The sequence below is a fragment of the Micromonospora sp. AMSO1212t genome, assembly GCF_008868145.1.
In the GTDB taxonomy this organism is placed as follows: domain Bacteria; phylum Actinomycetota; class Actinomycetes; order Mycobacteriales; family Micromonosporaceae; genus Micromonospora; species Micromonospora tulbaghiae.
Genome location: NZ_WBKS01000006.1, coordinates 57,408 through 71,751, shown reverse-complemented (window position 1 = coordinate 71,751; position 14,344 = coordinate 57,408). Strand labels below are relative to the sequence as shown.

The following is a 14,344-nucleotide window of genomic DNA, read 5'->3' as shown; positions in this document are numbered from 1 at the left end:
GCGGAAAAAGCCGGAGGGCAGTGGCCGGTCGCGTCGGTAGCATCCGCGCATGGGACCCGTCACCACCCACCCCGGCGCCTGCCCCCTGGACTGCCCGGACACCTGCGTCTGGCAGCTCACCGTCGACGACGGCCGGGCGGTCGCGCTGCGCGGCGACCGCGACCACCCGTTCACCAGGGGCGCGCTCTGCGGCAAGGTGAACCGCTACCTGGACGCGGTCAACGGACCGGACCGGCTCACCACGCCCTGGGTCCGCACCGGCCCGAAGGGCGCCGGCCGGGTCGCGTACCGGCCGGCGGGCTGGGACGAGGCCCTCGACCGGGTGGCCGCCGGGCTGCGGACGAGCATCGAACGGGACGGCCCGGAGTCGGTGCTGCCCTACTACTTCGCCGGCACCATGGGCCTGGTCCAGGGCTGGAGCATGGGGCCCCGGCTCTTCGCCCACCTGGGCGCGTCCCGGCTGGACACCACCATCTGCACGGCGGCGGCGCGGGCGGCGCTGCGCTCGCTCTACGGCGCCTCGGTCGGCTTCGAGCCGGAGTCGATCGTCGAGGCGAAACTGGTCGTCCTCTGGGGCGCCAACCCGCTCGTCACCAACCTGCACCTGTGGCCGTTCGTGCAGCAGGCCCGCGAGCGCGGGGCGTACGTGGTGACGATCGACCCGCTGCGTACCGACACGGCGGCCCGCAGCGACGAGCACGTCGCGCCGCTGCCCGGCACCGACGCGGCGCTCGCGCTCGGGCTGATGCGGCACGTCCGCGACGCCGGGGCGGCCGACGAGGCGTGGCTGGCCGCGCACACCACCGGCTGGCCGGAGCTGGCCGCCCGGCTCGACGACTGGCCGGTGCAGCGGGCCGCGGCCGAGTGCGGCCTGCCGGTCGAGACGGTACGCCGCCTCGGCGACCGGATCGCCACCACCCGCCCGACAGCGGTACGGGTCGGGCTGGGTCTGCAACGGCACCACGGCGCCGGGCAGGCGATCCGGGCCATCTGCGCGCTGCCGCTGGTCACCGGCGACTTCCGGTACCCCGGCGGCGGGGCGCTGGTGACCACCAGCGGTCACCACCCGGTGGACAACGGCCCGGTGATCCGGCCGGCCGGCATGCCCGCCCCGGCGGCCCGGTCGCTGAACATGAGCCGGCTGGCCGCCGTGCTCACCGGGGAGGCCGACCCGCCGGTCACCTCGCTCGTGGTGTTCGACGCCAACCCGGCGGCGACCGCCCCGGACCAGGCCCGGCTGCTGACCGGGCTCGGCCGCGCCGACCTGTTCACAGTCGTGCTGGAGCAGCGCTGGACCGACACCTGCGACTACGCCGACGTGGTGCTCCCCGCGACGATGCAGCCCGAGCACCTGGACCTCCAGACGTCCTACGGGCACCACTACACGACGCTGAACCTGCCGGTGACCCGCGCGCCCGGCGAGGCGCTGCCGAACACCGAGATCTTCCGGCGGATCGCCGCCGCGCTCGGGATCGACCACCCCGCGTTCCGGGACAGCGACGAGGACCTGGCCCGGCAGTTGCTGGCCGGCGCCCCGATCACGTACGAGGAGCTGCGCGAGCGCACGTACGCCCGGCTCACCGGCGTGCCGGTGGGTTCCGCGCCGTACGCCGAGGGCGGTTTCCCGACGGCCGACGGGCGGGCCCGGCTGCACGACCCGGCGCTGGCCGCGCTCGGGGTGGACCCGCTGCCCGGATACACACCACCGGCCGAGGCGGCCGACGCGGAACTTGCCCGCCGGTTCCCGCTGACGCTGCTCACCCCGGCCAACCGCTACCTGATGAACTCCACGTTCGCCTCGCTGCCGTGGCACACCCGCCGCGCCGGGCCGCCCCGGGTGCACCTGCACCCGGCCGACGCGGCGGCACGCGGTCTCGCCGACGGCGACGCGGTACGCGTGCACAACGACAGGGGCGCGTTCCTCGCCGCGGTGGCCGTCGACGAGGCGGCCCGTCCGGGCCTGGCGTTCACGTACAAGGCGTACTGGGCGCGGCGCAGCCCGGGGCGGTCCACCGTCAACGCGGTCACCGGCGTCCGGGACACCGACCTGGGCGAGGCGCCCACGTTCCACGACTGCCGGGTGGAGGTCGAGCCGGTGCCGGCCGGCCTGCTGACCGCCGAGCCGCCCCTCGACGAGGTCGCCGAGCCCGTCGCGGCCGGGTGATTCGGGACCTCCGGCCCCCTCACCTGGTCTTTGCGCCCCTGCTCCGGCCCTGCTCCGCCGCCTAGCGTCGGAGGCGGACAACAGGGAGGTTCGCCATGCGTACGTGGCAGGTGCAGGACGTGATGACCAGGGACGTGGCGTCGGTACGGGAGGGCACGGCGTACCGGGAGATCGTCGACGTGCTGACCGAACGACACGTCACGGCGGCGCCGGTGGTGGACGAGACCCGCCGGGTGCTGGGCGTGGTGTCCGAGGCGGACCTGATGTACAAGGTGGAGTTCCTGGGCCAGCCCCGGGAGCGGCGGATCCTGCCGGACCGGCACCGCCGTGAGGCGCGGGCGAAGGCCGGCGCGACGCTCGCCGCCGATCTGATGACCGCTCCCGCGGTCACCGTCACGCCGGACGCGACGATCGTCGAGGCGGCCCGGCTGATGGACGCGCGCGGCGTGAAACGCCTGCCGGTGGTGAACGACCTCGGCCGGCTGGTCGGCATCGTCACCCGCGGCGACCTGCTCAAGGTGCACCTGCGTCCGGACGCCGGCATCCGGCGCGACGTGGTCGAGGAGGTGCTGTGGCGCAGCCTCGGCGTCCGCGACGGCGTGGTGGACGTGACAGTCGACAGGGGCGTGGTGACGCTCACCGGCCAGGTGGAGCGCCGGTCCACCGCGCAGCTCGCGGTGCGCCTGACCCGGCAGGTCAGCGGCGTGGTCGAGGTGGTCGACGCGCTCGGCTACGCGACCGACGACGCGCCGATGGCGGCCCTGCGTATCGGCGGCGGCACCCCGGCCGGAGTTGCCTGAGCCCGGACGGGCCCGGTGGGCGCCGGCGTACCCGGCGTCCACCGGTGTCACTCCTGGGCGAGCGCGTCCAGCACCAGCGCGGCGGTCCAGCTGAACGCAGGTGAACCGAGTCCGGTGCCGGTGTCCGGGTGGAAGTACTCGTGGCAGCCGGCCCGGTCGACCAGGTCGAGCAGCGACTCGCGCAGCCCGGTGGCCAGGTCGGCGCGGCGGTGGGTACGCAGGCCCTGCCAGAGCAGCCAGCCGGTGTTGATCCAGCTCGGGCCGCGCCAGTAGCGCAGCGGCTCGAAGTCCGGCGCGGTGCGGTCGTACGTGGGCAGCGGCCGGTCCATCCGGGCGGCCAGCCCGAAGCGCGGCGAACACGCCTCGGCCAGCAGCGCGGACACCTGCGCCGCGGGCAGCTCCGGCAGCGCCAGCGGCATCAGCCCGAGCACGGTCCGGGACGGCACGAGCCGGTCCGCGCGGACGTCGCGGGGACGGAACGTGCCGGTCACCGGATCCCAGAGCCGGGTGACGAGCGCCTCGGTGATCCGGGTGCCCCGGTCGCGGTGCGGTCCCGGGTCGGCGCCGATGACGGTGGCGATGCGGGCCAGCGCGTACTCGGAGACGCCGAGCGCGGCGTTCACCAGTGGGCACTCCACCAGGAACGGGTGCCGCCCGAGCAGTCCCTCGTCCCGGTAGCGGCCGGCCCGGTAGCTCTCCACCAGCGCGACGTAGCGCGCGTAGTCCAGGTCGGTGGGGCGCTGCGCCGCGTCGGCGTGCGCGGTGTCGTGCCGGCGGTACGCGCGCATCACCGCCTCGTCGGCCGGCACCGCGGCCAGCGGCGCGTCCCAGGCGGGGCTGTTGTCCAGACCGGACTCCCACGGGTGCACGATCGACGCCAGCCCGCCGCCCCCGGCGTCGCGTCGCCCGGTCAGGTAGCGCTGCTGCGCGACGAGCCTCGGGTAGAGCCAGCGCAGCGCGGCCACCGACGCCTCGCCGGGCGCGCGGCGGTGCACCAGCCAGGCGGCCGGGGCGTGCACCGGCGGCTGGACGATCCCGGAGGTGGCCCGGGTCGGTGCTCCGTCGGCGCGCGCCGAGTCCCAGAACTGCGGCCCGGGGAAGTACGGCCCGGCGCGCGAGGCCGGGTTGAACACGATGTGCGGCACCCGCCCGTCGACCCACTGCGCGGCGAACAGCGTGCGCAGCTCCCGCCAGGCCCGGTCGGGGCGTACGTGGGCCAGGCCGATCGCGATGAACGCCGAGTCCCAGCTCCACTGGTGCGGGTAGAGCGTGCGCGACGGCACCGTGTGGTCGTGTTCCCAGTTGGCGTCCAGGGTGGCCAGCGCGAGGCGGCGCAGCCGGGCGTGCCGGTCGGCGTCGGCGCGTACCCCGGTGGTCAGCGTCATGCGGCGGCCCGCCGGGGACGAGCCTGGGCCAGCGCGGTGGCGGCCTGGCGCAGCGCGGCGACCGGCTCGCCGCGCAGCCGGCACTCCAGCGCCAGCCAGCCGGTGTAGCCGATCGTGTCGAGTGTGGCCAGCAGCGCGCCCCAGTCCAGGTGCCCGGCGCCGGGCTGGTGCCGGTTGGAGTCGCTGACCTGCACGTGCCCGAGGTACGGCGCGGCGGCGCGCAGCGCGGCGTGCGGGTCGTCCTCCTCGATGTTCATGTGGTAGGTGTCGGCGGCCACCCGGACCGCCGGTGACCCGACCGCGCGGCACAGCTCGACCGCCTGGTCGAGCCGGTTGACCATGTGGTCCTCGTACCGGTTGAGCGGTTCCAGGAACACGGTGACCCCCTCGGCCCGGGCGTGCTCGCCCAGCGTGCCCAGGGCGTCGACGAGCACCTGCCGGTCGCCGTCGGGTGACCGGGGCGGCTCGAACGGCGGCAGCCGGCGGGAGAACATGCCCCACGCCGCCGGGGTCATCGCGCCGACGCCGCCCAGCTCGGCGATCACCGAGAGCTGGGAGCGCAGGTTGTCCACCGCGTCGCGGGAGCGGTCCGGGTCGAAGTCGCCGATGAAGTGGTCCATCTCGACGCAGACGGTCGGCATCACCACTCCGGCGGCGCGGGCGCGGCGCAGTTCCGGCAGCCGCCGGGCCAGGGCGAGGTCTCCCCGTCCGCGCAGCTCGACGCCCTGGTAGCCGAGGGAGACGGCGAGGGCGTACTTCCGGGTCAGGTCGGCGCCGGGAAGCAGTTGTTCCTGGCAGGCAAGCGGAATGTCCATCAGAACCTCAGCACCACTTGGAGGACGTCACCGTCACCGCGGTCGAGCAACGTCAGGGCGTCGGCCACCGCGCCCGCGTCGACGACGTGGCTCACCAGCGGCAGCGGGTCCACGCTGCCCTCGGCCACCAGGTCCATGAAGGTGCGTGCGATCCGCGTCCCGGACCACCGGCCGGCCGTGCCGGGTGCCGGGTCCGGCCCGGAGACCTGGGCGGCCACGAGCTGGATCCGGTTGTGGTGGAACTCCTCGCCGAGTTCCAGCCCGTGGGCGTACCCCTGGTAGAAGCCGGCGGCGACGACGCGGCCGGCGTGCGCGGTGGCCCGGATCGCCTCGTGCAGCGCCGGGTACGACCCGGACAGCTCCAGGCAGACGTCGGCGCCCCGGCCGTCGGTGGCGGCCCGCAGCGCGGCGGCGGGCGACTCGACGGCGACGTCGACCACCCGGCGGGCGCCGAGCCGGGTGGCGTACGCGAGCCGGCCGGGCATCCGGTCGACGGCCACCACACGGGCGCCGGAGAGCGCGGCCAGGCGCGTGCCGAGCAGCCCGATCACGCCCTGCCCGAACACGCCCACCCAGTCGCCCAGGTGCAGGTCACCGGCGAGCACGGCGGTCAGCGCGATGGCGCCGGGCCGGGCGAACACGGCGGCGAGCGGGTCGAGGCCGGGTGGCAGCGGATGCGCCGCCGTCGCGGGGAGCACCGCTTCGGCGCGGTGCCCCCAGATGCCCCAGACGAGCTGGCCGGCTCGATGGTCGGCGACGTCGGGGGCGACCTCGACGATCTCGCCGACCTCCTCGTAGCCGAAACCCACCACCGGGTACGCGGGCGCGGCCTGGCGGGGCACGAACATGCGGGAGCCGGCGTCCCAGTCCTTGCGCAGGCGCGGATTGCTGCCCCGGTAGAGCGTCAGCTCGGTGCCGGCGGAGATGCCCGAGTAGCGGGTGCGGACGCGGACCTGGCCCGGACCGAGCCGGTCCGTGGGGCAGGGCTCCAGGCGTACGTGCCGGGGCCCGGCCAGAGAGACAACCCAGTTGCTCATGGCGTCGCTCCGAGAGAAGTGCCGACCTCGATTCTAACCCAAAAAATGGGCATATCTGATTAGATTGATGAATCGATGGGTATTAGCGACAGGCCGTGCTCTTTCGAGAGGAGTGCCACCGATGTCATCACCCTCCACGCGGCGGCTCGCAATCAGCCTGATCCTGGCACTGGCCGGGACCGGCATGGCCGCATGCAGCGACGACGGGCAGAAATCCGACAGTTCGCAGATCACCGTCTGGAGTCTGGAAGACGTGGCGGACCGCGTCGCCGCCACCAAGGCGATCATCGCCGACTACACCGCCAAGACCGGCGTCAAGGTCAACCTGGTCACCGTCAACGAGGACCAGTTCCCGTCCCTGATCGCCTCCAGCGCCGCCGCCGGTGACCTGCCCGACGTGGTCGGCTCGGTCTCCCTGGCCGGGGTGCGCACGCTGTCCGCGAACGAACTCCTCGACGCCGACGCCAACGCCGCCGTCGTCGACCGGCTCGGCCGGGACACGTTCACGCCCCGCGCGCTGGAACTCACCGGCGACGGCGGCAAGCAGCTCGCCGTGCCGAGCGACGGGTGGGGCCAGCTGCTGGTCTACCGCAAGGACCTGTTCGACGCCGCCGGCCTGCCGGTGCCCGACACGTACGAGAAGATCGCCGCCGCGGCGGCGAAGCTGAACACCGGCGGCGTCGCCGGCATCACCGCGGCCACCTCCCCCGGCGACGTGTTCACCCAGCAGACGTTCGAGCACCTGGCGCTGGCGAACAACTGCCGGCTCACCGACGACTCCGGCAAGGTCACGCTCGACTCCCCCGAGTGCGTCGAGGCGTTCCGCTTCTACGGCGACCTGATGCGCAACAACTCGGTCAAGGGCGCCCAGGATGTCGACACCACCCGGGCCACCTACTTCGCCGGCAAGGCGGCCATGCTGATCTGGTCGCCGTTCATCCTCGACGAGCTGGCCGGGCTGCGCGCCGACGCGCGGCCGACCTGCCCGCAGTGCCAGTCCGACCCGGCCTGGCTCGCCAAGAACAGCGGCTTCGTCACCGCGATCAAGGGCCCGAACGGCACCGAACCGGCCCAGTACGGCGAGGTCAGCTCCTGGGCCGTGCTCGACGGCGCGGCCGACCCGGCGAAGTCGTTCGTGGAGTACATGCTCTCCGACGGCTACCCGCGCTGGTTCGGCATGTCCCCCGAGGGGCGCTTCCCGGTGCGCACCGGCACTCCGGAGGACAAGCAGAAGTTCCGGACCGCCTGGAACACCAGCCCGGCCGGCGTGGACACCAAGAAGCCGCTGTCGGAGGTCTACGGCGAGGACGTGCTCGCCACGCTCCGGAAGAGTCCGGACACGTTCCAGCGCTGGGGCCTGACCGAGAACCAGGGCAAGCTCGTCGGCGCGATCCTCGGTGAGCTGCCCGTACCCAAGGCGCTCGCCGACGTCGTCGGCGGCAAGTCCGACGCCCGCGCCGCCGCCGAACGCGCCCGCAAGGACGTCGAGGCGATAGCCAAGGGCGTCAATTGACCACCACCGCGCCGGAGGCCGGCCGCTCCCCCGCACCGGAGCGACCCCGCCGACCCGGCCGACGCCCGCTGACCCTGCGCCGCCGCGAGTCCCGCGCCGGGCTCGCGCTGGTCACCCCGACCCTGCTCGTCGTGGTCGCGGTGATCGGCATACCCATCGTCTGGACCGTGGTGCTGGCCTTCCAACGGGTACGCCTGGCGACACTGCGCAAGACCGGCCTGTTCGGCGAGCTGACCCTGGACAACATCGACCGGGTGCTGCACACGCCCGGGTTCGCCGACACGCTCTGGACCACGGTGCTCTACAGCGTCGGCGGCACCGCCGGCTCGATAGTGGTGGGCCTCGCGGCGGCGCTCGCGGTACGCGGGCCGTTCCGGGGCCGCACTCTCGTACGCGCGTCGATGCTGCTGCCGTACGTGGCGCCGGTGGTCGCCATGACGTTCGTCTGGCAGGTCATGCTCGATCCCCAGCTCGGCATCGTCAACGACTGGGGGAAGCGCTTCCTCGGCTGGGATCAGCCGGTGCCGTTCCTGTCCCAGGAGTCCACCGCGCTGTGGACGGTGATCGCGTTCGAGGCGTGGCGCTACTTCCCGTTCGCGTTCCTGTTCCTGCTGGCCCGGCTCCAGGCGGTGCCCGGTGAGCTGGAGGAGGCCGCCCGGGTCGACGGGGCGACACCCACCCAGCGGTTCCGGCACATCCTGCTGCCGCAGCTCATGCCGGTGATCGCGCTGATCGGCGTGCTGCGGTTCATCATGACGTTCAACAAGTTCGACGACGTCTATTTGCTCACCGGCGGCGCGGCCGGCACCGAGGTGGTGAGCGTCCGGGTCTACCAGTTCCTCACCGCCCGTACCGACATCGGCGCGGCCGCCGCCCAGGCGGTCGTCCTGGCCGTGGTGCTGCTCGTGTTCGTGGCGATCTACCTGCGCTTCTTCGGCGCGCGACGGGAGGCGTGATGGACCGGGACCGGATCGAGACGGTCAGCCTGCGCTGGCTGCGCCGGCTGGTGATCGCCGGGTTCCTGGTGGTCACGCTGCTGCCGTTCTGGTACATGCTGGTGCTGTCGGTACGCCCGATCGAACGCCTGCTGCTGGAACCCGGCTCGCTCTGGGTGCCGTTCGGCGAGCTGACCGTCGCCACGTACGCGGAGGTGCTGAAGTCCGTCTCCGACGGCGGCCAGGGCTTCCTCACGTTCATCCGCAACAGCGGCCTGGTGGCGCTGGCCGCCACCGCGCTCACCCTGGTGATCGCCATTCCCGGCGCGTACGCGGTGTCCCGCCTGCGGTTCTTCGGCCGTCGGCAGGTGAGCGCGCTGTTCCTGGCGGTCTACCTGTTCCCGTCGATCGTCATCGCGATCCCGCTGTTCGTGGTCTTCACCCGGGCCGGGCTGCGCGGGTCGCTGACCGGGCTGGTGCTCGTCTACATCTCGCAGACGCTGCCGGTGTCGGTCTACATGCTGAAGAACTACTTCGAGACCATCCCGATCAGCCTGGAGGAGTCCGCGGCGATCGACGGCGCCGGCCGGCTCGGCATCATCCGCCGGGTCAGCCTGCCGCTGGCCGCGCCGTCGGTGATGGCGGTCGCGCTGTACGACTTCATGATCGCCTGGAACGAGTACCTGTTCGCGCTGCTGTTCCTGGTCGACCGGCCGGACCGGTGGACCGTGTCGCTGGGGCTGTCGCTGCTCGCCGACGGCGTCGAGGTGCCCAAGACCGTGCTGATGGCCGGCTCGGTCATCCTCACGCTGCCGATCGTGGTGCTGTTCTTCGCCGGGGAACGCCTGCTCACCGAGGGACTCACCAGCGGAGCCGAGAAGGGGTGAGCGTCCGTGCCAGGATGATCGGGTGCGAGCATCACGGGAGGACCGGGCCGGTGCGCGGGCGGCCCGGCTGCTCACCGAGGCGCTCGCCCCGACCGTCCTGGTCACGGCGCTGCCGCTGATCGCCGCCGCCCGGGTCAGCCGCTCGGCGGGTCAGTTCGTGCTCTGGGGCGGCATCGCGCTGACGTTCTGCGCCGTCATCCCGATCGGCGTGCTCGTGCACGGCGTACGCCGGGGGCGGCTCACCGACCGGCACGTCGGCGACCGCACGCAGCGGGCCCGGCCGCTGTCGATCGGGCTGGCCTCGGTGGCGGCCGGGTTGCTGCTGCTGGCCGCGGTACGCGCGCCCGCCGAGCTGTTCGCCGTGATCGTGGTGGTCTTCGTGGTCGGCGCGGCCTGCGCGCTGGTGAACCACTGGTGGAAGCTGAGCATCCACGCGGCGGTGGCCGCCGCGACCGTCGCCGTGCTGGTGCCGCTGGCCGGCCCGGCCGCGAACGTCGGCTGGGCGCTCGTCGCGGCCGTCGGCTGGTCCCGGGTACGGCTCGGTGACCACACCTGGCCGCAGGTGCTGGCCGGTGTCGCGCTGGGCGGGCCGCTCGCCGCCGGCACGTTCCTGGCGCTCGCCTGACCCGCTGGCGCAAGATCAGCTACGGTGGCCTCATGGGCAAGCCGACCCGCTGGGTGACCGACACGAAGCCCGGCCACTCGCAGTGGTACGTGGACCGCTTCCGCCAGCTCGCCGCCGAGGGCGCCGACCTGGCCGGTGAGGCGCGGCTGCTGGACGCGCTCGTGCCGCCGGGCGCGCGCGTCCTGGACGCCGGCTGCGGCACCGGCCGGGTCGCCGGCGCGCTCGCCGCACGCGGGCACGACGTGGTGGGCGTGGACGCCGACCCGGCGCTGGTCGAGGCGGCCCGCGCCGACCACCCCGGCCCCCGCTTCCTGGTCGCCGACCTGGCCGAGCTGGACCTGGCCGCGCAGGGCGAGGCGGAGCCGTTCGACGCCGCGGTGCTGGCCGGCAACGTGATGGTCTTCGTCGCCCCCGGCACCGAACGCGACGTGCTGGGCCGCGTCGCCGCGCACGTACGCCCGGACGGCCTGGTGGTGGTCGGCTTCGGCACCGACCGCGGCTACCCGGTGGCCGACCTGGACGCCGACGCGGTCGCCGCCGGGCTGCGCCCCGAGCACCGCTTCGCCACCTGGGACCTGCGGCCCTGGCGGGACGACGCCGACTTCGCGGTGACGGTGCTGCGCCGCCCCGCCGGCTGACCCTTCTCCTGCCGACCAGGGCTCACGCGGGCGCGGCGACCGTGCGGGCGGCCTCCGGGTCGAGCGGGCTGCCGGCCGGCAGCAGGTCCACCAGGCCCGCCGGCAGCCGCGCCGGGCGCACGCCCGGGTACCCGAGCATGCCGGGCACCTCGGCACCGGTCAGCGCGTACCGCCGGCCCAGGTCGGTGACCACGCAGATCGCGCCGCCGGTCGCGCCCGGCGCGGGTACCGCCTCCACCAGCGCGCCGCGTCCCGGCTCGACCACCACCTCGTCGGCGAGCCCGGCCCGGCCGCCCGGTGTGCGCGCGGCGGCGGACTGGTCCGGCGCGGTGACGCCGAGGCGGAGCTCGCGTACGCCGGTGTCGTCGCCGGCCCGCGCGCAGAGCGCTCCCTCCGCGGCGGCCAGCCGGGGCGGTACGGCCGGCGGCGCGGTCGGCCCGCCGGGCACCAGACCGGGCAGCTTGGGCAGCGCGGCGAACCGGCCGAGCGTGATCGGTTCCGGATCCCGCTGGCCGGTGCGGGCCAGCAGCAACGCGGCCTGCAACTCGGTGATCGCCGCCAGCCCGCCCCGCTGCGCCACCGCGTACTGCCGTCCGCCACCGGAGTTGCGCACCAGGTAGACGTCGCCCACCGCCGCGCCGGTGACCCGCTCGGACGGCTCACCGAGGTCGTCCACCGGTGGCGGGGCCAGGTCGGCGCCGGCCGGGAGCGTGTTCAGCAGCGCCGCCGCCACCGGCACCGCCCGTTCCCGGGTGGCGGCGAGCGCGGCGAGCACCCGGTCGGTGTCGCGCAGCAGGTAGCGCCGGTCGTGCCAGAGCAGGTGCAGGCCGCCGTCCGGATGCCGGGCGAGCAGGCCCTGGTCGCCGAGCGCCCGGCCGCCGGTGACCTCCCGCCCGATCAGCAGCACCGAGCGGGCCTCGCCGCGCCCCGCCGCCGGCCGCCCGGTCTCCGCGCGCCCGGCCTCGTCGCCCGTCACCGAGCAGAGCGTCCAGGCTTCGCGGACGAGCCGGTTCGACGCGGGCAGCGAGTCCGGCGCGTCGGCGATGCCGAGCGGCAGGCCGCGCGGCACCCCGTCGATGGCGCGGCGGCTGACCAGCACCGTCTTCGGGCGCTCCGCGCCGATGATCAGCAGGGCGGAGGCGTAGTTGAGGACGGGGTGCAGCCTGTCGTCGCGGTAGACGAACCGCGCACCCGACTCCTTCTCCACGATCACCGCGCCGGTCTCGCGCCACGAGTCACCGCCGCCGGTGAACAGGCCGTAGAGCGCGACGCCGCCGAGCGCGATCGCCGCGACCAGGACGCTCGCCAGACCCGCTCCGGCCAGCCGGCGGAACGGCGACTGCGGCGGGTCGGTCTCCCGCATGACGAGCGCGGCGACCGTCCGCTGGACGGTGAACTGGTACGAGTGCAGCTGGTCCTGCCGCGACGCCATCTGATCCCTTCCCGCCGGGATGGTCGGCGCACAGGATAAGCGCTCCGTCGATGCCCCGGCGACCCTCCGTGTCCTCTCTCGCCCCATCCCTCCCTCGCGATCTTGCACTCACCGCCCCGGCAAACCGGTCACAACGGGCACACCGCGGGCACCAAGTGCAAGATCGGCGAGGCGGGGCGGGAGTAGTGGCGGATGGGGTACCCCCTGGGGTATGTTTGCGGGCAGGAGGTATGACGTGAATCTTCGACCGGAGATGACAGGCGAGGCGCTGACCCGGCTCAAGCGGGCCCGGGGGCAGCTCAACGCCGTCATCGAGATGATGGAGAACGGCGAGGACTGCCGCGCCGCGCTGACCCAGCTCGCCGCGGTCTCCAAGGCCATCGACCGGGCCGGCTTCAAGATCATCGCCTCCGGCATGCGCTACTGCGACGCCGCCCGCCAGGCCGGCGAGGAGCCGGAGATGACCGAGGAGGAGCTGGAGAAGCTCTTCCTGTCCCTCGCCTGACGGCGTCCGCCTGACCGACTGAGTCCCGCCCGGGTCGCGTGATCGCGACGCGGGTGGGTAAACACCTGCCTGGAGACCCCAGGCCGCAGACTGTCCCGCATATACCCCCCGGGGTATGTAGGCAATGAGAGGAACCGGCATGACCCTCGACGTGTCCGTCATCGCGAGCTCCTCGCTCGGCGACCGCAGCTACCTCGCCTCTGACGGCCGGGTCGCGATCGTGGTCGACCCGCAGCGCGACATCGACCGCATCCTGTACCTGGCCGGCGCCGAGGGCGTGCGGATCACCCACGTGGTCGAGACGCACATCCACAACGACTACGTCTCCGGCGGCCTGGAACTGGCCCGGATCACCGGCGCGCAGTACCTGGTGGCCGCCGCCGACACGGTCGAGTTCGACCGGACCCCGGTGTCCGACGGCGACACCGTGCCGGTGTCGGACACGATGCGGCTGCGGGTGATCGGCACCCCGGGCCACACCTTCCACCACCTGTCGTACGCGATCGACGAGGCCACCGACGGCGGCTGGACGCCGGCCGGCGTGTTCACCGGCGGCTCGCTGCTGTTCGGCACCACCGGCCGCACCGACCTGCTCGGCCAGCAGTACGCCCACGAGCTGGCACACCACCAGCACGCCTCGGCGCGCAAGCTGGCCGACCTGCTGCCCGACGGCGCACAGGTGTGGCCCACGCACGGCTTCGGCAGCTTCTGCTCGGCCAGCCAGGCCGACGCGCCCGAGTCGACGATCGGCCGGGAGAAGGAGGCCAACCCGGTGCTGCGGCTGGCCGCCGACCAGTTCGTCACCGAGACGCTGGCCGGTCTGGACGCCTACCCGGCGTACTACGCCCACATGGGCGTCGCCAACGCCGCCGGTCCGGCCCCGGTCGACCTCACGCCGGTGTCCCGCGCCGACGCCGGCGAGCTGCGCCGTCGCATCGCCGCCGGTGAGTGGGTGGTCGACCTGCGCCACCGCAAGGCGTACGCGGCCTCGCACCTGGCCGGCACCGTCAGCCTCGGCCTGGACGGGCCGATGTCGACGTGGCTCGGCTGGCTGATCGACTGGGGCGTGCCGATCACGTTCCTGGCGCAGACGCCGGAGCAGGTCGCCGACGCCCAGCGGGAACTGGTCCGCATCGGCATCGACCGTCCGGCCGCCCAGGCCACCGGCGAGCCCGAGCAGTGGACCGCCGACCCGTCGCAGCTACGTCAGCTGGCGGTGGCCGACTTCGGCGCGCTCGCCGCCGCGCAGGCCGGGAACACTCCGGCCGGGCTGCCCGAGCCGCAGGTCGTCCTCGACGTGCGGATGACCAACGAGTGGAAGGCCGGGCACATCGACGGCGCGGTGCACGTGCCGCTGCCGGACGTGCCGAAGCGGCTCGCCGACATCCCCGCCGGAACGATCTGGGTGCACTGCGGCTCCGGCTACCGGGCCACCGCCGCCGCGTCCCTGCTCGCCAACGCCGGCCGGGACGTGGTGCTGATCGACGACGCGTACGCGCGGGCCGAAGAGGCCGGCGTACGCATGGCGCCCACCGCCTGACCTCTCCCCGAGCGTCCGGCCGGCGTGTCCCCACGCCGGCCGGCGCCGGACCCTGCCCGAAAACAGTC

Annotated in this window: 13 protein-coding genes; 9 read left to right on the top strand and 4 right to left on the bottom strand. The window is 74.1% G+C overall.

From position 1 onward, the window contains the following. The first annotated feature begins 49 nt into the window (after window positions 1-49). Together F8279_RS03315 and F8279_RS03310 are read left to right on the top strand one after the other, a co-directional pair. Complete coding sequence (locus tag F8279_RS03315) at window positions 50-2,164, top strand: molybdopterin-dependent oxidoreductase (protein WP_151499033.1); 2,115 nt, start codon at window positions 50-52, stop codon at window positions 2,162-2,164. Between the two features lie 95 nt (window positions 2,165-2,259). Then, complete coding sequence (locus F8279_RS03310; RefSeq protein WP_151499032.1) at window positions 2,260-2,964, top strand: CBS domain-containing protein; 705 nt, start codon at window positions 2,260-2,262, stop codon at window positions 2,962-2,964. 47 nt (window positions 2,965-3,011) lie between these two features. Here F8279_RS03310 and F8279_RS03305 read toward each other — a convergent pair whose 3' ends face one another. From F8279_RS03305 to F8279_RS03295, 3 genes are read right to left on the bottom strand one after another with little or no spacing between them, the layout of a single operon-like run. After that, entirely contained in the window at window positions 3,012-4,349 is a 1,338-nt protein-coding gene (locus tag F8279_RS03305) for a hypothetical protein (RefSeq protein WP_151499031.1), read from the bottom strand. Then, on the bottom strand, window positions 4,346-5,164 hold the full coding sequence (locus tag F8279_RS03300; RefSeq protein ID WP_151499030.1) for a sugar phosphate isomerase/epimerase family protein: 819 nt from the start codon (window positions 5,162-5,164) through the stop codon (window positions 4,346-4,348). Before F8279_RS03300 ends, F8279_RS03305 begins: the two co-directional genes overlap by 4 nt. Continuing rightward, entirely contained in the window at window positions 5,164-6,201 is a 1,038-nt protein-coding gene (locus F8279_RS03295) for a zinc-binding dehydrogenase (RefSeq protein WP_151499029.1), read from the bottom strand. Before F8279_RS03295 ends, F8279_RS03300 begins: the two co-directional genes overlap by 1 nt. 121 nt (window positions 6,202-6,322) lie before the next feature. On the opposite strand from F8279_RS03295, the gene F8279_RS03290 reads away from it, so the two are divergent. From F8279_RS03290 to F8279_RS03270, 5 genes are read left to right on the top strand one after another with little or no spacing between them, the layout of a single operon-like run. Further along, window positions 6,323-7,714 (top strand): ABC transporter substrate-binding protein, encoded by a 1,392-nt coding sequence (locus F8279_RS03290; RefSeq protein ID WP_091427212.1) that lies wholly within the window; start codon window positions 6,323-6,325, stop codon window positions 7,712-7,714. Continuing rightward, window positions 7,711-8,670 carry a carbohydrate ABC transporter permease gene (locus F8279_RS03285; protein ID WP_091427214.1) on the top strand — a complete coding sequence of 320 codons (960 nt, stop codon included), beginning with the start codon at window positions 7,711-7,713 and terminating at the stop codon, window positions 8,668-8,670. The genes F8279_RS03290 and F8279_RS03285 overlap by 4 nt, the downstream gene beginning before the upstream one ends. After that, window positions 8,670-9,536 carry a carbohydrate ABC transporter permease gene (locus F8279_RS03280; protein WP_091427216.1) on the top strand — a complete coding sequence of 289 codons (867 nt, stop codon included), beginning with the start codon at window positions 8,670-8,672 and terminating at the stop codon, window positions 9,534-9,536. Before F8279_RS03285 ends, F8279_RS03280 begins: the two co-directional genes overlap by 1 nt. A 22-nt stretch (window positions 9,537-9,558) precedes the next feature. Further along, entirely contained in the window at window positions 9,559-10,161 is a 603-nt protein-coding gene (locus F8279_RS03275) for a phosphatase PAP2 family protein (protein WP_151499028.1), read from the top strand. Between the two features lie 32 nt (window positions 10,162-10,193). After that, on the top strand, window positions 10,194-10,799 hold the full coding sequence (locus tag F8279_RS03270) for a bifunctional 2-polyprenyl-6-hydroxyphenol methylase/3-demethylubiquinol 3-O-methyltransferase UbiG (protein ID WP_091427220.1): 606 nt from the start codon (window positions 10,194-10,196) through the stop codon (window positions 10,797-10,799). Window positions 10,800-10,821: 22 nt separating this feature from the next. Here F8279_RS03270 and eccB read toward each other — a convergent pair whose 3' ends face one another. Beyond that, entirely contained in the window at window positions 10,822-12,231 is a 1,410-nt protein-coding gene (gene eccB / locus F8279_RS03265) for a type VII secretion protein EccB (RefSeq protein WP_151499027.1), read from the bottom strand. 235 nt (window positions 12,232-12,466) lie between these two features. Here eccB and F8279_RS03260 point away from each other — a divergent pair, with 235 nt between their 5' ends. Both F8279_RS03260 and F8279_RS03255 read left to right on the top strand, forming a co-directional pair. Then, window positions 12,467-12,736 (top strand): metal-sensitive transcriptional regulator, encoded by a 270-nt coding sequence (locus F8279_RS03260; protein ID WP_013285930.1) that lies wholly within the window; start codon window positions 12,467-12,469, stop codon window positions 12,734-12,736. A 139-nt stretch (window positions 12,737-12,875) separates the two neighbouring features. Further along, entirely contained in the window at window positions 12,876-14,276 is a 1,401-nt protein-coding gene (locus F8279_RS03255) for an MBL fold metallo-hydrolase (protein WP_151499026.1), read from the top strand. The last annotated feature ends 68 nt before the right edge of the window (window positions 14,277-14,344 follow it).

Excerpts from the sequence above, each read along its gene's own strand:
- F8279_RS03315 (WP_151499033.1), top strand. The coding sequence starts at position 50 with ATGGGACCCGTCACCACCCACCCCGGCGCCTGCCCCCTGGACTGCCCG.
- F8279_RS03310 (WP_151499032.1), top strand. The coding sequence starts at position 2,260 with ATGCGTACGTGGCAGGTGCAGGACGTGATGACCAGGGACGTGGCGTCG.
- F8279_RS03305 (WP_151499031.1), bottom strand. The coding sequence starts at position 4,349 with ATGACGCTGACCACCGGGGTACGCGCCGACGCCGACCGGCACGCCCGG.
- F8279_RS03300 (WP_151499030.1), bottom strand. The coding sequence starts at position 5,164 with ATGGACATTCCGCTTGCCTGCCAGGAACAACTGCTTCCCGGCGCCGAC.
- F8279_RS03295 (WP_151499029.1), bottom strand. The coding sequence starts at position 6,201 with ATGAGCAACTGGGTTGTCTCTCTGGCCGGGCCCCGGCACGTACGCCTG.
- F8279_RS03290 (WP_091427212.1), top strand. The coding sequence starts at position 6,323 with ATGTCATCACCCTCCACGCGGCGGCTCGCAATCAGCCTGATCCTGGCA.
- F8279_RS03280 (WP_091427216.1), top strand. The coding sequence starts at position 8,670 with ATGGACCGGGACCGGATCGAGACGGTCAGCCTGCGCTGGCTGCGCCGG.
- F8279_RS03270 (WP_091427220.1), top strand. The coding sequence starts at position 10,194 with ATGGGCAAGCCGACCCGCTGGGTGACCGACACGAAGCCCGGCCACTCG.
- eccB (WP_151499027.1), bottom strand. The coding sequence starts at position 12,231 with ATGGCGTCGCGGCAGGACCAGCTGCACTCGTACCAGTTCACCGTCCAG.
- F8279_RS03255 (WP_151499026.1), top strand. The coding sequence starts at position 12,876 with ATGACCCTCGACGTGTCCGTCATCGCGAGCTCCTCGCTCGGCGACCGC.